Below are 16,962 nucleotides of genomic sequence, written 5' to 3' on the forward strand. Positions count from 1 at the left end.
CATTGCTGGTCCTTCCTGATCTGCACCCGCCAACCTTCATAACAGGTCACGCTGCCGCTGTCACAAAGTTCCCATCATCCTCGAAAGTGATCCCAACCCCCCGGGACATTCTCCCGCCCTCCGGCCTGTACTCCATCCCCTTCGGCCACATTTCCTACAATCCGCCACTCGGGCGGTAGAAGAACGCCTGATGGGAAGGTCGCCGCGAGCGCGTGGTCCTCGCCACCGGTGAGGATCCAGCCGACGGGGTCGGCCCCGAGCGCCTTGGCCGCCGCCGCGAGATCGTCGGGCACCTCGACGGGGTCGAGGACGAGCGCCACCCCGCTGGCGGCGGCGATGTGGCCGATGTCCTGGAGCAGGCCGTCGCTCACGTCGAGCATGGCCGTCGCGCCCAGCCGGGCCGCGCGGGGTCCCTCCGGGTAGGGCGGCCGGGGCCGCCGGTGGGCGTCCACGAGATCGTCAAAACCTGACAATCCCGCCAGAAGGAGCTGGAGACCCGCCTCGGAGCGCCCCAGGGACCCCGCCACGGCCACCACGTCGCCGGGCCGGGCCCCCGACCGGGTCACGGCCGCGCGGCCCTCAAGATCGCCCAGGGCGGTCACTCCGAGGACCACGGTGGACGACCGCGTCACGTCCCCCCCGGCCAGGCTGGCGCCCACGAGGGCGCACTCGTCGCGCAGTCCGTCGATCAGTCCGTCGAGCCAGGTAACGGACAGGTCAGCGGGTATGCCGAGGCCCACGAAAAGCCCTGTCGGCACCGCTCCCATGGCTGATATGTCGGAAAGATTCTGAGCTGCGGCTTTCCTGCCGATCTCGTACGCACTGGACCAATCGCGGCGGAAGTGTCTACCCTCAAGGAGCATGTCCGTCGTGACGACGACCCTGCCGTCCGGTGCGCGCAGAATCGCGGCGTCGTCCCCTGGGCCGAGGAGGACTGTCGCGCCTTGGGGCAGACGCCCCGATATCCGGCTAACAACACCGAATTCGCCGAGTTCTCCGACTGTGATGTCACACCTCCTGGTGTTCGGGGTACCTTGACCTTTCGGTGGTGATCAATCCCGGGAGGACCTGATGGTGCAGGCCTACATCCTTATCCAGACCGAGGTCGGCAAGGCGGCGGCGGTGGCCGAGGCCATCTCGAAGATCCCTGGGGTCACCCAAGCCGAAGACGTGACCGGGCCCTACGACGTGATCGTCCGGGCCGAGGCCAACAACGTCGACGAACTGGGCAAGCTGGTGGTCGCCCAGATCCAGTCCGTCAAAGGGATCACGCGCACGCTGACCTGCCCTATCGTCCACATATGAAGCGTGGCTGGTTGATCGTGGTGGTGCTGGCGGCGGGGTGTTCCCAGACGGTCCGCCTCGACCCGCCCGCCCCCGAAGGGGCCGCCGCGACCGCCTGCCAGGCCCTGTCCGCGAGGCTCCCGGCCAGCATCGAGGGGCTGGAGCGCACCGACACCGATCCGGTGTCCCCCTACACCGCCGTGTGGGGGCCCGGCGAGATCGCCCTGCGCTGCGGGGTGAGCCGCCCGGCCGCGATGGATCCGACCGCCGAGGTGAGCGACGTCAACGGCGTCGGCTGGTTCGCCGATCCCGCCCGCCCCACCCTGTTCACCTCGGTCAACCGTGAGGCCTACGTCGAGGTGACGATCTCCGCGAACCATCAGCCGGGCAGCGTCCTGGTCGATCTGGCCGACCCGATCAAGGCCACGATCCCGTAGGCCACGAGCCCTAGCGCAGGCCCAGCGGGCGCTGCAGGGCCAGCTGGATCAGCCGGTCGACGAGTTCCGGGTAGGACAGCCCCGTCGCCGCCCACAACTGGGGCGCCACCGAGAGCGACGTGAATCCGGGCATCGTGTTGATCTCGTTCAGGACCAGCCGTCCGTCGGGGGTGTAGAAGAAGTCCACCCGCGACAGCCCCTCGCAGCCGAGCGACTCGTAGGCGCGCACCGCCATCGCCCTGAGCTCCTCGGAGACCTCGTCGGGCAGGTCGGTCGGCACCTTCAGCGCCATCTGGTCGGGGTAGTACTTCGCCTCGAAGTCGAAGAACTCCTGCCCGCCCGTGACCAGCACCTCCCCCGGGACGCTCGCCGCCGGCGGCTCGTCGCCCAGGCCCTGGAGCACGGCACACTCGATCTCACGCCCGGGGATGGCCGCCTCGACCAGGACCTTCGGGTCGTGCTCGCGGGCGAACTCGATCGCCCTCTCCAGTTCCTCGGGCGTGGAGGCCTTGGAGATGCCCTGCGACGACCCGGCCCGCGCGGGCTTCACGAAGACCGGCCAGCCGAGCTCCTCGATCTCCTTGAGCACCCGGTGGCGGTCGGTGCGCCAGGCCCGGTCGGCCACCACGACATACGGCCCCACCGGCAGCCCGGCCGACTGGAGGACCGCCTTCATGTACGCCTTGTCCATGCCGACGGCGCTCGCGAGGACCCCGGAGCCGACGTAGCGGACCCCGGCCATCTCCAGCAGGCCCTGGATGGTGCCGTCTTCGGCGAAGGGGCCGTGCATGACCGGGAAGACCACGTCGACCGTGCCGATCGAGCGCGGGATGTCCCCCGCGTCGAGCGCGACCAGCGAGCCGTCGCCCGGCGGGATGGCCAGGGCCGATCCGCTGGTGTCGACCACCGGCAGGGCCCCGTCCTCGATGGCGTAGCTCTGCGTGTCGGCCGCGATGACCCAGCGGCCGTCCGGGGCGATGCCGATGGGCACCACGTCATATTTTTCACGATCTATCACCGACAGGACGCTCCCGGCGCCCATCAGCGACACCGCGTGCTCGGAGTTGCGTCCGCCGAACACGACGGCGACTCGAATCCGGTTCATGAGGTCCGAATCTATCCTGTCGAGGTTGGAAAAACCCCTCGTCAGGTCCGAGCTCGGGGCAAAGAGCCCAATGTGCCGCCCTCTCACACGTAGCGTTCCGGCTTCGGAGTGCGGGACATCAGCAGCATCGCCGCCTCGCCGGGGGTCATGCCGTCGTGGACGACGCCGACGACCACCTCGGTGATGGGCATCTCCACGTCGTGCTTGCGGGCCAGCTGCAGCACCGACTCGCACGACTTGACCCCCTCGGCGGTCTGCTTGGTCACCGAGACGACCTCGTCGAAGGTCATGCCGCGTCCGAGGTTCTCACCGAAGGTCCGGTTCCTGGACAGCGGGGAGGTGCACGTCGCGATGAGGTCGCCCATCCCCGCGAGCCCGGCGAAGGTGTGCTGGTCGGCGCCCAGCACCACGCCCAGCCGGGTGATCTCGGCCAGCCCTCGCGTCATCAGGGTCGCGGCCAGGTTGTCGCCCATGCCCATGCCGGCCGAAACGCCGACCGCCAGGGCGATCACGTTCTTGACCGCGCCGCCGACCTCCACGCCGACCACGTCGGTGTTCGTGTACGTCCGGAACCACGGCAGGTGGATCGCCTCCTGCAACCGGGCGGCCACCGTCTCGTCGGAGGACGCCACGACCGTCGAGGCCGGCTGCCGCTGCGCCAGCTCCCCCACCAGGTTGGGCCCCGACACGACCGCGATGCGCTCCGGCGGCACCTCGCCGACCTCGGCGATGACCTCGCTCATCCGCTTCGTGGTGGACAGCTCGATGCCCTTCATCAGACTCACCAGGACCGCCCGCGGCGGCAGCCAGGGACGCCACTTGGCCAGGTTGTCGCGGAGCGTCTGGGAGGGCACCGCCAGCACGACGAACTCGGCGCCGTCCATCGCCTCGGCCGGGTCGGTGGTCGCGCGCAGCCGGTCGGGCAGCCGGAGCCCGGGCAGGTAGTCGGGGTTCTCGTGGCGCTCGTTGATCGCCTCGACAAGATCGGGCCGGCGGCCCCACAGCGTGGTCTTCGTGCCCGCCTCGGCGAGGATGAGCGCGAACATCGTGCCCCACGAACCGGAACCGAAAACGGCAGCCTTGGTCATGGAACTCACCGTACGCGCTAGTTAGATGTCAGGCGCCTTCTCGCCTCGCAGCTCGGCGAGCAGCAGCGTGAGGGCCCGCATGATCTCCGCCGTCGCCTCGGCCGGACGGCCGGCGAACCCCGACAGGTCGACCGGATCGCCGGCGATGACCTTGAAGCTCTTGCGGGGGAACAGGCGGGGCCTCTTCTCCCCGTACGGCAGGAGGTCCTGCGCCCCCCAGTGGGCGATCGGGATCACCGGCGCGCCGGTCTCCAGGGCGAGCCGGGCCGCGCCGGTCTTGCCGGCCATCGGCCACAGGTCGGGGTCGCGGGTGATGGTGCCCTCGGGATAGAAGAGGATGCAGCCGCCCTCGGCCAGGCGCTCCTCGGCGTCGGCCAGCGAGGTGTTGGCGTCGGAGCGGCCCCGGTAGACCGGGATCGCGCGCAGCGCGACCAGCACCCTGCCCAGGACCGGGACCTTGAACAGGGTCGACTTGGCCAGCACGACCGGCCAGCGCCCGGCCGCCCAGAGGAAGTGGCCGAGCAGCACCGGATCGGTCAGCGACAGGTGGTTGGTCGCCACGATGACGCCGCCGGTGCGCGGCAGGCGGTCGGCCCGCCGCCAGTCGTGTCTCACCAGCAGGTGGGAGAGCGGCTTGATGATCACGACGGCGACCGACTCCCAGAACAGGGACGGTCGTCCGGGTCGGCGGCGGGTCATCTCACACACCTCGTACTGATGACGGTTAGGACCCCCAGTCTCCCGGTTGGCCTGAGCGGATGTCGAGGCGCGATGCTGGGGGCATGGAAGGGCTCGGATGGACGATCGTCATCCCCGTCAAGACGCTGATCAGGGCCAAGACCCGGCTGGCCGCCGCCGTGGGGCCGCACCGGGAGGACCTGGCGGTGGCGGTGGCCGCCGACACGGTGACCGCCGCGCTCGCGACCGGCGGGGTCGGCCGCGTGATCGTGGTGACCGCCGACCCGAGACCGGCCAAGGTGGTGGCGGAGCTGGGGGCGGAGGTCGTACCGGACCCTGATGTGGGTCTGAACGCGGCCCTGCGCGCGGGAGCGGCGCAGGCCGCCGGCGCGGGACCCAGGGCGGTGGCCGCCCTGCAGGCCGACCTGCCCGCGCTGCGCCCGCCCGAGCTGGCGCGGGTGCTGGCCGCGGCGGCCGAGTTCGACCAGTCGTTCCTGCCCGACGCCGCCGACGTGGGGACCGTCCTCTACGCGGTGCGCCCCGGGGTCCCCTTCCGGCCGCGTTTCGGCGGCGAGTCGCGGGCCCGGCACCTGGCCGGCGGCGCCAAGGAGCTCTGCCTGGAGGACGTCGACTCGGTCCGCCGCGACGTCGACACGATCGAGGACCTGAGAGCGGCGGCGGCGCTGGGCCTGGGGCCCCGCACCGCCGCCGTGGCCCGCCTAGTGCTGTAGGTCCTCTTCCCGCACGTGCTTGGGCAGCAGGAACGACACCACGAAGGTGAGCAGCAGCATCCCGGCGACCACCCACAGCGTGGTCTCCATCGCGCTCTCGAACGCGGTCTGCGAGGGCACCTCGCCCAGCAGGTCGAAGAAGACCGTGCCGATCAGCGCCACCCCGAAAGCGCCGCCGAGCTGCTGCACGGCCGTGAGGGTGCCCGAGGCCGAGCCGGTCTCGTGGGGCTCCACCCCGGCGAGCACCAGGTTGAAGAAGGGCGCCATCAGGAAGCCCATGCCGATGCCGGTGACGATCAGCGCGGGGGCGAGCTGCCACGGGGTGACGCCGAGCCCGGCGATCTGGAGGGTCACCCAGACGAGCACGACGCCGAGGGTCATCATCAGCGTGCCGCCCTGGAGGCAGGCGCGGCCGTGCTTCATCAGCGGCTGGACCAGCCCGAAGCCGATGATCATGCCGACCGACCACGGGACGCCCGCCAGGCCGGCCTTCAGCGGCGAGTAGTGCAGCCCGATCTGCGTGTAGAGGTTGAAGACCAGCATGAAACCGGACATGCCGGAGAAGAAGACGAGCCCGGTGACCAGGCCGCCGTTGAAGGCCCGCTTGCGGAATAGGCTGCCCTCGATCAGCGGGTCGCGCCCGGAGCGGGTCCGCCGCCCCTGATACCACCCGAACAGCCCGAACAGCGCGACCGAGGCGGCCAGCATCACGAACGCCCAGGCGGGCCAGTCGTGCTCACGGCCCTGGACCAGCGGGAACACCACGAGCAGCCCGGCGACCGAGGCCAGCACGACGCCGAGCAGGTCGAGCGACGGCGGCGTGGGCGACTTCGACTCGGGCAGGTAGCGCAGCGCTCCCGCGATGGCCAGCAGGCCGACGGGCAGGTTGATCAGGAAGATCATGCGCCAGCCGGTGCCGAAGAAGTCGGCGTCGACCAGCCACCCCGCCAGGATCGGCCCCCCGACCGACGCCAGGCCCATGACCGGCCCGAACAAGCCGAACGCCTTGCCCATCTCGGAAGGCGGGAACATCTCGCGCAGCATGCCGAGCCCCTGCGGCAGCATGACGGCGGCGAACAGGCCCTGGAGGGCCCGCGAGGCGATGAGCATCTCGGGCGACATCGCGAGGCCGCACAGCAGCGAGCTCACGGTGAAGCCGACGGCGCCGAGGATGAACATCCGGCGCCGGCCGAAGACGTCGCCGAGCCGGCCGCCGGTGAGCAGGCCGGTGGCCATGGCCAGGGTGTAGGCGGCGCCGAGCCACTGGAGCAGCGTCTCGGAGCCGCCGAGCTCGGCCTGGATGTGCGGACCGGCGATGTTGGTCACCATGGCGTCGATCAGGTCCATGATCTCGGCGCCGAGGATGACGAAGAGGGCGGGCCAGCGCCACCGGTAGCCCTCTTCCACCCCCGTGACCGTGCTTTGGGACATGCGATTACCCCCGGGAGGAGAACAGTGTTCATAATGAAGTGAACACTGTTCTAGCATGAACAGTGTTCAGTAAGCAAGAACAGTGTTCATCTGAAAGGCTTGGGTTCATGACCATGCCGACGCCCCCGTGGGAGAAGAACGAGCAGGAACCCCGGCGTCCGGCGAAGGTCCCGCTCACCCGCGACCGCATCGTCGACGCGGCCTACGTCGTGCTCGACCGCGAGGGCTACCACCGCCTGAGCATGCGCCAGGTCGCCGCCGAGCTCGGCGTCGCGGTCTCGGCGCTCTACGCCCACGTGCAGAACAAGGAAGAGCTCTTCCGGCTCATGTACGAACGCATGTTCGTCGGCGGCGGCCTGCCCGAGCCCGACCCGGACCACTGGATCGAGCAGATCAAGGACTTCGCGCGGGCCGGCCGCGAGCGCCTGCGCGCCCACCGCGACCTGGCGTGGATCTCGATGCAGCACGTGCCGTTCACGCCCGAGCTGATGCCCAATGTCGAGAAGCTGATGGCGATCCTGCGCTGCGGCGGCCTGCCCGACCGGGTGGCCGCCATCGCGGGCGACCTGCTGTCGACCTTCCTCGAAGGGTTCACCCTGGAGGAGAGCACCTGGGAGCAGCGCTTCAAGGCGTCCACGCCCGAGGAGTGGGCCCAGGTCATGGAGCAGATGGAGGGCTACTTCCGCGACCTGCCGGCCGACGACTACCCGAACCTGACGGCGATGGCGCCCTACATGACCGGCGAGACCAACGACTACCGGTTCGACCTCGGGCTCGACATCATCCTCAGGGGCCTGGCGTCCTACATCGACTACCCTGACGGCGTGCAGGCGACGGTGAAGTCCTTCGACGACGAGACCCGTTCCGGGTCGGTCTACCTCGACGACGGCACCGAGGTGCCGTTCCCGGCCGCGGCCTTCGAGGCCGGCCCGCTGCGGCTCCTGCGGCCGGGCCAGCGGGTCAACATCGTGCTGGCCGACGACGTGATCACGTTCATCACGCTGAGCACATTCCCGATGCCCTGAAAAGGAACGGCGCCCCCGAAACGCAATGGATCGGGTGCGCCGTTTTCCTGAATGTCTCGCTACTTCTTCTTCTGCGCCTTCTTGCCGCCCGCGTTGACCAGTTCCTTGAAATCGGCCCCCGGACGGAACTTCGGCGCCCAGCTCTCCGCGACCTTGATCGGCTCCCCCGTGGAGGGGTTGCGCGCGGTGCGGGCCGGCTTGTGCGCCATTTCGAAAGCGCCGAAGCCGGTGATCGAGACCTTGTCACCACTGGCCACTGCGTGCTGAATGGCGTCGATCACGGCGTTGATCGCCTCGGTCGCCGTCTTCTTGTCACCGACCCGGTCGGCGATGGCGTCGACGAGTTCCTTCTTGTTCATGTGGTTCCTCCCCCTTACGCGCTTTGAAAGTAGGGGAGGAACGCGCGTTACTCAATCACCTTACGTGAATTCGCCGCTACTCGGCGTGTCGAATTCGCCGTCCAGGAAGGCGATGAAGCCCTCCAGTCGGGTGGTTGCGTGGGGAATGTCACGCTTTGCCGCATCACAGATCGCGAGCAGCCTCCGAGCGACACGTTCCCGCTCCTCCCCTGTCAAGGGTAGGTCCCGAACGCGGCGCTGCGCGTCGCGCAGCCGCCGCGCCAGTTCTTCTTCGGGGCTGGTCAGGCCGTCTTCGGCAGCCACGGCTGCCGCCCGCTCTCGTAGTCGGCGATGGCGTCGGCGTGGCGCAGGGTCAGCCCGATGTCGTCGAGGCCCTCCAGCAGCCGCCAGCGGGTGTAGTCGTCGATCTCGAACGACCACGCCTCGCCCACCGCGCGCACCTCGCGCTCGGACAGGTCGACGGTGATCTCGGTCGCCGGGTCGGCCTCCACGGCCTTCTGCAGGGTCTCCACCGCCTCCGGCGGCAGGACGACCGGGAGCAGGCCCATCTTGGTGGAGTTGTTGCGGAAGATGTCGCCGAAGCGGGCCGCGATGACGACGCGGAAGCCGTACTGCTGGAGGGCCCAGACGGCGTGCTCACGCGAGGAGCCGGTGCCGAAGTCGGGCCCGGAGACGAGGATCGAGGCGCCGTCGTAGGCCGGGTCGTTCAGCACGAACGACGGGTCCTCGCGCCAGGCCGCGAACAGGCCCTTCTCGAAGCCGGTGCGGCTGACCTGCTTGAGCCAGACGGCCGGGATGATCTGGTCGGTGTCGACGTTGCTGCGGCGCAGCGGGACGGCGGTGCCGGTGTGGGTGACGAAGGCGTCCATCAGAGGTCTCCGGGTCAGACGAGGTCGGCGGGGGCGGTCAGCTTGCCGGTGACGGCGGTCGCCGCGGCGACCTGCGGCGACACCAGGTGGGTGCGGCCACCCTTGCCCTGCCGGCCCTCGAAGTTGCGGTTGGACGTGGAGGCGCTGCGCTCCCCCGGCGCGAGGGTGTCGGGGTTCATGCCCAGGCACATCGAGCACCCGGCCTCCCGCCACTCGGCCCCGGCGGCCTTGAACACCTCGTGGAGCCCCTCGGCCTCGGCCTGGAGCTTGACCATCATCGAGCCAGGCACGATCAGCGTGCGGGTCCTGACCTGGCGGCCCTGGAGGATCTCGGCGGCGGCCCGCAGGTCCTCCAGCCGGCCGTTGGTGCACGACCCGACGAAGACGGTGTCGACCTCGACGTCGGTGAGCCGGGTTCCGGCGGTCAGCCCCATGTACTCCAGCGCCCGCTCGGCGGCCGACCGCTCGATCGGGTCGCCGAACTGCTCCGGCGCCGGCACGACCGAGCTCAGCGGCGCGCCCTGGCCCGGGTTGGTTCCCCAGGTCACGAACGGGGTGAGCGTCGCGGCGTCGATCTCCACGACCCGGTCGAAGACCGCGTCGTCGTCGGTGCGCAGCGTCTTCCAGTATTCGACCGCCTGGTCCCACGCCTCGCCCTCGGGGGCGTGGGGGCGGCCCTTCAGATAGCTGAAGGTGGTCTCGTCGGGGGCGATCATGCCCGCCCGCGCGCCCGCCTCGATGGACATGTTGCAGACCGTCATGCGGCCTTCCATCGACAGGGCGCGGATGGCCTCGCCCCGGTATTCGACGATGTAGCCCTGGCCGCCGCCGGTGCCGATCTGGGCGATGATCGCCAGGATCAGGTCCTTGGCCGTGACGCCGTAGGGCAGCGCGCCCTTGACCTCGATCGCCATCGTCTTGGGCCGGTAGGCCGGCAGCGTCTGGGTGGCCAGCACGTGTTCGACCTCGGAGGTGCCGATGCCGAAGGCGATGCCGCCGAAGGCGCCGTGGGTCGAGGTGTGGCTGTCGCCGCAGACGATCGTCATGCCCGGCTGGGTCAGCCCGAACTGCGGGCCGATGATGTGCACCACGCCCTGACCGGCGTCGCCCATCGGGTGGAGCCGGACGCCGAACTCCGCGGCGTTCTTGCGCAGCGTCTCGACCTGGGCGCGGGACACCGGGTCGGAGATCGGGCCGCGGACCGTCGGCACGTTGTGGTCTTCGGTGGCGATGGTCAGGTCGGGGCGGCGCACCGGGCGGCCCGCCATCCGGAGCCCGTCGAACGCCTGCGGGCTGGTCACCTCGTGAATGAGATGGAGGTCGATGAAGAGCAGGTCGGGCTCACCTTCGGCGCGCCTGACGACGTGCTGCTCCCAGACTTTCTCGGCCAGTGTGCGTCCCATGGTCTCCAACGCCTCCTCATCTCTTATCATGAGATAGAAATATCGGGATATGGACAGCGTATCCTCTGCACGCCCCTGCTGCGGTTGCATCTCGGATAGCGAGACGGCAGTATCGGGGTATGGACAACTCTAGCGGAGTCGGCGTACTCGACAAGGCCGTCCTCGTGCTCAACGCCCTGGAGGCCGGGCCGGCGTCGCTGGCGCAGTTGGTCCAGGCCACCGGGCTGGCCCGGCCCACCGCCCACCGGCTGGCGGTGGCCCTCGAACACCACAGGATCGTCACCCGCGACACGCAGGGGCGTTTCATATTGGGGCCGAGGCTGTCCGAGTTGTCCACGGCGGCCGGCGAAGACCGCCTGCTCGCGGTGGCCGGTCCCGTCCTGACCCAGCTGCGCGACCTCACCGGGGAGAGCGCCCAGCTCTACCGCCGCCAGGGCGACGAGCGGGTGTGCGTCGCCGCCGCGGAACGCGCCAGCGGCCTGCGCGACACCGTTCCCGTCGGGTCGGCGCTGCCGATGACCGCCGGGTCCGCCGCCCAGATCCTGCTGGCCTGGGAGGAGCCCGACCGCCTCCACCGCGGCCTGCGGGGCGCCAAGTTCACCGCCGCCACCCTCGCCAGCGTGCGGCGGCGCGGCTGGGCCCACAGCGTCGGCGAGCGCGAGCAGGGGGTCGCGTCGGTGTCGGCGCCCATCCGGGGCGCGGGCGGCAAGGTGATCGCCTCGGTCTCGGTCTCGGGCCCGATCGAGCGGCTCACCCGCACCCCCGGCCGCCTCCACGCCGCCCCCGTCGTCAGCGCCGCCGACCGCATCACCGAGGCGATGCGGCGAGCCGGGGCGAACGGGGCCTGACGCCTCGAAGAAGCGGTTAGATGGCCCCGCCTGTTGGGCCTAGGCTGGCGGGGTGACAGATCGCATTGAGGCAGCCGCGGCTGAACTGCGTCCACTGCTCCAGGAATTCCTTCTCTGGGTGCCGGTCAACGCCCCCGAAAGCGACCCCGACCTGGTCGGCTCGGCCGCCCTGTGGCACCGCCTGAGCCAGCGTTCCGACGTGGGCCACTGGCGCCGCGACGATCTGCGCCCCCTGCTGCTCGATCGGCTGCCCCAGGTGGTCGAAGACCCCGACGCGGCGGCCGACGTGATGGTCCCGTCCCTGCGGGCCTACCTGACCTTCCTCGACGAGACCGGCCGCCTGACGGCCGCCTCCGACCGGCTGGAGCTGCTGCTGCGCGAGCTCGACGCGCTCGACGACGACTTCGCCGACCGGATGGAAGACGCGCTGGGCGAGCAGGAATGGGACGACGAGGACGACGAGGGTGAAGACGAGGGCCTCGGCGACTTCGAGCCCTTCGCCGACGAACTCGCCGAGCTGCCCACCCTGCGGCTGCGCCCCGACGCCGAGCTGGCCGCCCAGGCCCGCCTGGTGCCGCTGATCGCGCAGGCCCGCGACCTGTCGGTCTGGATCGGCGCCGACCGCAAGGTCGGCGCGGAGACCCTGCTGACCGACGCCGAGGTCGAGGAGGCGGTGACCGCCCTCGGCCTCGACGGCCCGCAGAAGCTGTGGAACCTCTGGAACCTCGCGATCGACCTGGAGTTCGTCGCCCCCACCGGCGACGACACCGTGGGCATCGACTCCGACACCGCCGCCTGGCCGTTCGACGACGACGAGGACGTCCTCGACGCCTGGATGCTCGGCCTCGGCTCGATCGACTACGGCGACCCCGAGCTCGACGACGACGAGCTGACCCTGGCCCTGTCCGGCCTGACCCGCGAGACGCTGGTCCGCGTGCTGCTGGCCGGCGGCCAGAAACCGCTCGACGAGCTGCGCGAGGAGCTGGCCGAGGCGGTCCGCGACTACGACGACCTGGGCGAGACCGCCTGGGAGACGGCCGGCGACCCGCTGGCCCCCGTGCTGGCCTGGCTGGCCGGCTACGGCATGGCCGAGATCGACGGCGAGACGGTCAGGCTGACCTCCCTCGGCACCGAGGGCGTCGTCCACCTGGTCGACGAGGCCGACCTCGACATCGACGCCCGGCCCGCCATCGACGCCATGACGGCCCACGACCTGCTGTCGCTGATGGCCGACATGTCCGAGGAAGAGGCCGACGCCGAGTGCGCCGCCTGGATGCACCTGCGCGAGCCCGCCCAGGCCGCCGAGGAACTGCTCGGCGCGGCGGTGGAGGACGAGGCCGACGCTCTGGTCCGCGTCCAGGCCGCCTCCCTGGTCGCCCAGCTCGGCGAGGTCGCGATCCCCGCCTGGCGCAACGCCCTCGGCGAGGTGTCGCTGCGCCCCTACGCCGCGACCCACCTCACCCAGCTCGAGGTCGAGGACGCGCCCGAGCCGACCCAGGCCGACACCCACTGGATGATCCTCGACATGTGGACCATCTCGGCGGGCCTGGGCCGCGCCGAGTTCGTCAGCAGCCTGGAGGAGGTCGGCCACGGCACCGACCTCGACCTGGTCAGCCTGCTCGACGTGATCTGGCGGGTCCGCCACCCCCACCTCGACGAACTCCTTGAGGCGATCGCCGAGGCCCACCCCGACCGGACCGTCGGCAAGGCCGCCAAGCGGGCCCTGTTCAAGGCCCGCTCGGGCGACTAACGCAGCGGGAAGACCGCGCAGGTCGTGGTGCCGTGGGCGTAGAGCTTCCCGTCGTTCACGCCCACGAGCGACCCTTCGGCGGTGGCGGTGGTCCGGCCGACGTGCAGGGCGCGCGCCTCGCAGCGCAGCGGGCCGGTGTGCGCGAAGGCGGGCCTGATCATGTTCACGTTGAGCTGCACCGTGGTGTAGGCGCTGCCCGCCGGGAGGGCCGACATCACCGCGCAGCCGAGGGCCGAGTCGAGCAGCGTGGAGAAGTAGCCGCCGTGGACGGTGCCCATCGGGTTGTACTGGTGCTCGCCCGTCTCCCCCTCGAAGACGGCCAGGCCCTTCTCGACCCGGAGCATGGTGAACCCGAGGGTGCCCGCGATCGGGGGCGGCGGGATCTTCCCGTCCAGCATGGCCTGGAGGAACTCCAGCCCCGACAGCTCGGCGATGTCGGCGGGGACCGTCGGCGGGGCCCAGGAGTGGGTTCGGCTCTGCATCGTGGTCGTCATGAGTCTAATTTTGGAACCCAGCAGCGGCCGGGGGCAAATCGCCTGCGTGGGACCTGTCACGACCAGTCGGGCAGTGGGCGGTAGATGGGGACGCCCGCGCTCTCCAGTTCGTCCTTGAGCGCGAAGTAGGCGTCGCCGAACGGGTCGACGCCGTCGAGCGGCATCAGCCCGCGCCTGATCGCCACGTCGTGGGGGGCCAGACCGGCCGCGACCGCCAGGTGGTGGCGCGCCTGCCCGGGGCGGCCCTGCCGGAACGCCCAGGCGGCGATCCTGGCGTGCAGGCGGGCGGTGCGCTCCGCCTCGGTGGCCCCCCGCAGGGCCTGGCCCGACGCGCCCGACTCGCCCGTCAGCGCCCAGTGGCGCAGCGCGGCGACGGCGGCCTCCGACGACAGGCCGTTCATGGAGCGGAAGGTGTCGGTCGCGGTCATGGTGTCCTGGGGGCGGGCGATCCGGCCGTCCTCGTCGACCCAGACCACGGTCGGGACGTTGACGACGTTGTAGAGCTCGGCCACCACGCCCTCGGCGTCGACCGGGCCGTCGTGCCACGCGGCGGCGTCGGCGGGGTCGCGGTCGAGCGAGACCGGCACCACCTCCACGGGCAGCTCCTCGCCGAGGGCCAGCCAGGCCGGCAGGTCGTAGCGGCAGCCGCACCACGAGGCCCAGAAGACCAGGACGACCTTCCTCCCCCGCAGCGACGACAGGGTGAACCCGCCGAGGGCGAAGTCGGGCGCGGTGACCAGGTCGCTCGCGGCCGGTTCGCCGACCGCGACGACCCCCTCGCCCGTCACCACGGGACGCCCGAGGAGCTCGGCGAACTTCGCGACGTCCACCCCTTCGGCCGACTCGGCGGAGGCGGCGCGGAAGGCCGGGACGCACGCGTCTCCCCGGCACCAGCCGTGGGGCTTGCGTTCCCAGCCCAGCAGGGTCACGCCGTGGGGGACCACGGCTCCCGCGAGGGTCTCTTCCCGCCCGTCGGCGAGCAGGGTAACTGGATAGTTCATGTATCGATAGTAACACTATCCAATCTGAGGACAACAGAAAACGGACTCCCGGATGGGAGTCCGTTTCGAAGGTAGCCCCGAGCGGATTCGAACCGCCGCTACCGCCTTGAGAGGGCGGCGTCCTAGGCCGCTAGACGACGGAGCCCTAGAACTACTGGTGAGAGGGGAAATTCTCGTACTCCCGAGCGGATTCGAACCGCCGCTACCGCCTTGAGAGGGCGGCGTCCTGGGCCACTAGACGACGGGAGCAATGCTGCACTTTGTGCGCTGGGGTACCAGGACTCGAACCTAGAACAACTGAACCAGAATCAGCCGTGTTGCCAATTACACCATACCCCATCAGCGAACTTGTTCCCCGGAGGGCCTTGCGCTCGCGACTCCGAAAGAATAGCCCAGCTTCGGGCTCACTACCAAAACGAATGCCGATCGCCGCGCCGACGACCGGTGTGACAAGCTGAAAGTCCCGATTCGCGAAGGAGCCCGGCCGATGACCAACCCGTTCTTCACGCCCAGCGCCCTCCCCTACGGGCTCCCTCCGTTCGCGGAGATCAGGGAGGAGCACTACATCCCGGCGTTCGAACGGGGCATGGCCGAACACCTCGCCGAGGTCGACGCCGTCGCGACCGACACGGCCCCGGCGACCTTCGCCAACACGGTCGAGGCGCTGGAGCGGGCCGGTGAGACGCTCCAGCGGGTCTCGATCGTCTTCTTCAACCAGGCGGGCAGCGACACCACGCCGGGGATCCAGGAGATCCAGAAGGAGATCACGCCGAGGCTCGCGGCCCACGGCGACTCCATCCACCTCAACGCGGCGCTCTACGCGCGGCTCAAGGCCGTGCAGACCGACGTGCCGGAGGAGCGGTGGCTGCTCCAGCGCTACCTGACCGACTTCGTCCGCGCGGGCGCCGAGCTCGACGAGGGGCAGCAGGCCCGGCTCCGGGAGATCAACGAGGAGCTGTCCGGCCTCGCCACCGACTTCCAGCAGAACCTGCTGACCGACACCAACGAGCGCGCGGTCGCCGTCGACGACGAGGCCGCCCTCGACGGGCTGAGCGCCGACGCGATCGCCGGGCTGCGCGAGACCGCCACCCAGCGGGGCCTCGACGGGAAGTACCTGATCACCCTGGTCCTGCCGACCGGCCAGCCCTCGCTGTCGTCGCTGACCGACCGGGCGCTGCGCGAGCGGATCCACCGGGCCTCGACCGGCCGGGGCGCCGGGAACGCCGAGCTGATCACCCGGATCGCCGGGCTGCGCCGCGAGCGGGCCGAGCTGCTCGGCTACCGCAACCACGCCGAGTTCGTCTTGGCCGACCAGACCGCCGGCACCACCGGCGCGGTCACCGAGATGCTCGACAAGCTGGTCTCCCCCGCCGTGGCCAACGCCCGGCGCGAGCAGGAGGCCCTGGAGGAGCAGGCCGGGTTCCCCATCGAGGCCTGGGACTGGTCGTTCTACGCCGAGAAGGTCCGCCAGGCCCGCTACGACCTCGACAGCGCTGCCATGCGGCCCTACTTCGAGCTCGACCGCGTCCTGGTCGACGGCGTCTTCCACGCCGCCCACCGTCTCTACGGCCTCTCGTTCACCGAGCGGCCCGACCTCGTCGGCTACCACCCCGAGGTGCGGGTCTGGGAGGTCTTCAACGAGGACGGCTCCCCGCTGGGCCTGTTCCTGGGCGACTTCCACGCGCGGGCGTCCAAGCGCGGCGGGGCGTGGATGAACAGCCTGGTCCACCAGTCGGGCCTGACGGGCTACAAGCCGGTCGTGGTCAACAACCTCAACATCGTCAAGGGCGAGCCCACCCTGATGACCTTCGACGAGGTCAACACGATGTTCCACGAGTTCGGCCACGCCCTCCACGGCCTGTTCTCCGACGTGCGCTTCCCCCGCTTCTCCGGGACGTCGGTGCCGCGCGACTTCGTCGAGTACCCCTCCCAGGTCAACGAGATGTGGGCGACCCACCCCGAGATCCTGGCCAACTACGCCAAGCACCACGAGACCGGCGAGCCGATGCCCCGTGAGCTGGTCGACAAGATGCTGGAGGCGCAGAAGTTCAACCAGGGCTTCGCGACGGTCGAATACCTGGCCGCCACCCTGCTCGACTGGGCCTGGCACACCGACTACACCGGCGGCGACGCCGAGACGTTCGAGGTCGCGGCCCTGCGCAGTGCCGGGGTCGACCTGCCCGCCGTCCCGCCGCGCTACCGCAGCACCTACTTCGCGCACATCTGGGCGAGCGGCTACGCGGCGGGTTACTACTCGTACATCTGGAGCGAGGTCCTCGACGCCGACACGGTCGACTGGTTCACCGAGAACGGCGGGCTGACCAGGGAGAACGGCGACACCTTCCGGTCGCGGCTGCTGTCGAAGGGCGGCAGCGCCGACCCGATGGAGGCCTTCCGCGCCTTCCGGGGCCGCGATCCGCGGATCGAACCGCTGCTGGAGAGGCGCGGGCTCCTCTAGA

At 70.4% G+C, this 16,962-nt stretch carries 18 protein-coding genes and 3 tRNA genes; 7 read left to right on the forward strand and 14 right to left on the reverse strand.

Translation table 11 applies throughout. The annotated features are described in order from the left end of the window. Window positions 1-74: 74 nt before the first annotated feature. Window positions 75-1,007: a thiamine-phosphate kinase gene (locus AW270_RS22175; protein ID WP_061297053.1), complete on the reverse strand. Its 933-nt coding sequence runs from the start codon at window positions 1,005-1,007 to the stop codon at window positions 75-77. Between the two features lie 64 nt (window positions 1,008-1,071). Here AW270_RS22175 and AW270_RS22180 point away from each other — a divergent pair, with 64 nt between their 5' ends. Further along, window positions 1,072-1,305, forward strand: a complete 234-nt coding sequence (locus AW270_RS22180; RefSeq protein ID WP_061297054.1) for an Lrp/AsnC family transcriptional regulator — start codon at window positions 1,072-1,074, stop codon at window positions 1,303-1,305. Next, window positions 1,302-1,721 carry a DUF3515 domain-containing protein gene (locus AW270_RS22185; protein WP_061297055.1) on the forward strand — a complete coding sequence of 140 codons (420 nt, stop codon included), beginning with the start codon at window positions 1,302-1,304 and terminating at the stop codon, window positions 1,719-1,721. Before AW270_RS22180 ends, AW270_RS22185 begins: the two co-directional genes overlap by 4 nt. Before the next feature lie 10 nt (window positions 1,722-1,731). Here AW270_RS22185 and AW270_RS22190 read toward each other — a convergent pair whose 3' ends face one another. From AW270_RS22190 to AW270_RS22200, 3 genes are all read right to left on the reverse strand, one after another. Beyond that, window positions 1,732-2,826 (reverse strand): D-alanine--D-alanine ligase family protein, encoded by a 1,095-nt coding sequence (locus AW270_RS22190; protein WP_061297056.1) that lies wholly within the window; start codon window positions 2,824-2,826, stop codon window positions 1,732-1,734. 83 nt (window positions 2,827-2,909) lie between these two features. After that, window positions 2,910-3,914 carry an NAD(P)H-dependent glycerol-3-phosphate dehydrogenase gene (locus tag AW270_RS22195; protein ID WP_061297057.1) on the reverse strand — a complete coding sequence of 335 codons (1,005 nt, stop codon included), beginning with the start codon at window positions 3,912-3,914 and terminating at the stop codon, window positions 2,910-2,912. 21 nt (window positions 3,915-3,935) lie between these two features. Further along, entirely contained in the window at window positions 3,936-4,613 is a 678-nt protein-coding gene (locus AW270_RS22200; RefSeq protein WP_061297058.1) for a lysophospholipid acyltransferase family protein, read from the reverse strand. Between the two features lie 83 nt (window positions 4,614-4,696). Between AW270_RS22200 and cofC the strand changes: the two genes are divergently transcribed. Further along, complete coding sequence (gene cofC, locus AW270_RS22205) at window positions 4,697-5,323, forward strand: 2-phospho-L-lactate guanylyltransferase (RefSeq protein WP_082801748.1); 627 nt, start codon at window positions 4,697-4,699, stop codon at window positions 5,321-5,323. On the opposite strand, the gene AW270_RS22210 is transcribed toward cofC, so the two are convergent. Next, window positions 5,312-6,754 (reverse strand): MFS transporter, encoded by a 1,443-nt coding sequence (locus AW270_RS22210; RefSeq protein WP_157522405.1) that lies wholly within the window; start codon window positions 6,752-6,754, stop codon window positions 5,312-5,314. The two genes, cofC and AW270_RS22210, sit on opposite strands and share 12 nt — an antisense overlap. 107 nt (window positions 6,755-6,861) lie before the next feature. On the opposite strand from AW270_RS22210, the gene AW270_RS22215 reads away from it, so the two are divergent. Beyond that, entirely contained in the window at window positions 6,862-7,779 is a 918-nt protein-coding gene (locus tag AW270_RS22215) for a TetR/AcrR family transcriptional regulator (RefSeq protein WP_063819301.1), read from the forward strand. A 59-nt stretch (window positions 7,780-7,838) separates the two neighbouring features. Here the strand turns inward: AW270_RS22215 and AW270_RS22220 are convergent, their stop codons facing one another. From AW270_RS22220 to leuC, 4 genes are read right to left on the reverse strand one after another with little or no spacing between them, the layout of a single operon-like run. Beyond that, window positions 7,839-8,138 carry an HU family DNA-binding protein gene (locus AW270_RS22220; protein WP_030456592.1) on the reverse strand — a complete coding sequence of 100 codons (300 nt, stop codon included), beginning with the start codon at window positions 8,136-8,138 and terminating at the stop codon, window positions 7,839-7,841. 60 nt (window positions 8,139-8,198) lie between these two features. Then, window positions 8,199-8,441, reverse strand: coding sequence for an SCO5555 family protein (locus AW270_RS22225; RefSeq protein WP_061297060.1), 243 nt, complete (start codon window positions 8,439-8,441; stop codon window positions 8,199-8,201). Next, window positions 8,420-9,007: a 3-isopropylmalate dehydratase small subunit gene (gene leuD, locus AW270_RS22230; protein WP_061297061.1), complete on the reverse strand. Its 588-nt coding sequence runs from the start codon at window positions 9,005-9,007 to the stop codon at window positions 8,420-8,422. The genes AW270_RS22225 and leuD overlap by 22 nt, the downstream gene beginning before the upstream one ends. A 14-nt stretch (window positions 9,008-9,021) precedes the next feature. Then, on the reverse strand, window positions 9,022-10,410 hold the full coding sequence (leuC, locus tag AW270_RS22235) for a 3-isopropylmalate dehydratase large subunit (RefSeq protein ID WP_061297205.1): 1,389 nt from the start codon (window positions 10,408-10,410) through the stop codon (window positions 9,022-9,024). Between the two features lie 119 nt (window positions 10,411-10,529). Between leuC and AW270_RS22240 the strand changes: the two genes are divergently transcribed. Both AW270_RS22240 and AW270_RS22245 read left to right on the forward strand, forming a co-directional pair. Continuing rightward, window positions 10,530-11,258 (forward strand): IclR family transcriptional regulator, encoded by a 729-nt coding sequence (locus tag AW270_RS22240; protein ID WP_061297062.1) that lies wholly within the window; start codon window positions 10,530-10,532, stop codon window positions 11,256-11,258. A gap of 52 nt (window positions 11,259-11,310) precedes the next feature. Beyond that, entirely contained in the window at window positions 11,311-13,008 is a 1,698-nt protein-coding gene (locus AW270_RS22245; RefSeq protein ID WP_061297063.1) for a hypothetical protein, read from the forward strand. Here AW270_RS22245 and AW270_RS22250 read toward each other — a convergent pair. The 5 genes from AW270_RS22250 to AW270_RS22270 form a co-directional block, all read right to left on the reverse strand. Further along, complete coding sequence (locus tag AW270_RS22250; protein WP_157522407.1) at window positions 13,005-13,502, reverse strand: PaaI family thioesterase; 498 nt, start codon at window positions 13,500-13,502, stop codon at window positions 13,005-13,007. The two genes, AW270_RS22245 and AW270_RS22250, sit on opposite strands and share 4 nt — an antisense overlap. Before the next feature lie 56 nt (window positions 13,503-13,558). Continuing rightward, window positions 13,559-14,503 carry a TlpA disulfide reductase family protein gene (locus AW270_RS22255; RefSeq protein WP_061297065.1) on the reverse strand — a complete coding sequence of 315 codons (945 nt, stop codon included), beginning with the start codon at window positions 14,501-14,503 and terminating at the stop codon, window positions 13,559-13,561. A 72-nt stretch (window positions 14,504-14,575) separates the two neighbouring features. Then, a tRNA-Glu gene (locus tag AW270_RS22260) sits at window positions 14,576-14,648 on the reverse strand. A gap of 31 nt (window positions 14,649-14,679) precedes the next feature. After that, a tRNA-Glu gene (locus AW270_RS22265) sits at window positions 14,680-14,752 on the reverse strand. A gap of 18 nt (window positions 14,753-14,770) precedes the next feature. Continuing rightward, window positions 14,771-14,842: transfer RNA gene (locus AW270_RS22270), tRNA-Gln, on the reverse strand. 148 nt (window positions 14,843-14,990) lie between these two features. Here AW270_RS22270 and AW270_RS22275 point away from each other — a divergent pair. Further along, window positions 14,991-16,961 carry a M3 family metallopeptidase gene (locus AW270_RS22275; protein WP_061297066.1) on the forward strand — a complete coding sequence of 657 codons (1,971 nt, stop codon included), beginning with the start codon at window positions 14,991-14,993 and terminating at the stop codon, window positions 16,959-16,961. Window position 16,962 lies beyond the last annotated feature (1 nt).

It is taken from the genome of Herbidospora cretacea (genome assembly GCF_001570605.1).
In the GTDB taxonomy this organism is placed as follows: domain Bacteria; phylum Actinomycetota; class Actinomycetes; order Streptosporangiales; family Streptosporangiaceae; genus Herbidospora; species Herbidospora cretacea.

What these genes read in the sequence shown, in the direction of transcription:
- AW270_RS22255 (WP_061297065.1), bottom strand. Translation starts at nt 14,503, where the DNA reads ATGAACTATCCAGTTACCCTGCTCGCCGACGGGCGGGAAGAGACCCTC.
- AW270_RS22190 (WP_061297056.1), bottom strand. Translation starts at nt 2,826, where the DNA reads ATGAACCGGATTCGAGTCGCCGTCGTGTTCGGCGGACGCAACTCCGAG.
- AW270_RS22210 (WP_157522405.1), bottom strand. Translation starts at nt 6,754, where the DNA reads ATGTCCCAAAGCACGGTCACGGGGGTGGAAGAGGGCTACCGGTGGCGC.
- AW270_RS22250 (WP_157522407.1), bottom strand. Translation starts at nt 13,502, where the DNA reads ATGACGACCACGATGCAGAGCCGAACCCACTCCTGGGCCCCGCCGACG.
- AW270_RS22200 (WP_061297058.1), bottom strand. Translation starts at nt 4,613, where the DNA reads ATGACCCGCCGCCGACCCGGACGACCGTCCCTGTTCTGGGAGTCGGTC.
- AW270_RS22275 (WP_061297066.1), top strand. Translation starts at nt 14,991, where the DNA reads ATGACCAACCCGTTCTTCACGCCCAGCGCCCTCCCCTACGGGCTCCCT.
- AW270_RS22185 (WP_061297055.1), top strand. Translation starts at nt 1,302, where the DNA reads ATGAAGCGTGGCTGGTTGATCGTGGTGGTGCTGGCGGCGGGGTGTTCC.
- AW270_RS22215 (WP_063819301.1), top strand. Translation starts at nt 6,862, where the DNA reads ATGACCATGCCGACGCCCCCGTGGGAGAAGAACGAGCAGGAACCCCGG.
- AW270_RS22220 (WP_030456592.1), bottom strand. Translation starts at nt 8,138, where the DNA reads ATGAACAAGAAGGAACTCGTCGACGCCATCGCCGACCGGGTCGGTGAC.
- AW270_RS22195 (WP_061297057.1), bottom strand. Translation starts at nt 3,914, where the DNA reads ATGACCAAGGCTGCCGTTTTCGGTTCCGGTTCGTGGGGCACGATGTTC.
- cofC (WP_082801748.1), top strand. Translation starts at nt 4,697, where the DNA reads ATGGAAGGGCTCGGATGGACGATCGTCATCCCCGTCAAGACGCTGATC.
- leuC (WP_061297205.1), bottom strand. Translation starts at nt 10,410, where the DNA reads ATGGGACGCACACTGGCCGAGAAAGTCTGGGAGCAGCACGTCGTCAGG.
- AW270_RS22240 (WP_061297062.1), top strand. Translation starts at nt 10,530, where the DNA reads ATGGACAACTCTAGCGGAGTCGGCGTACTCGACAAGGCCGTCCTCGTG.
- AW270_RS22180 (WP_061297054.1), top strand. Translation starts at nt 1,072, where the DNA reads ATGGTGCAGGCCTACATCCTTATCCAGACCGAGGTCGGCAAGGCGGCG.
- leuD (WP_061297061.1), bottom strand. Translation starts at nt 9,007, where the DNA reads ATGGACGCCTTCGTCACCCACACCGGCACCGCCGTCCCGCTGCGCCGC.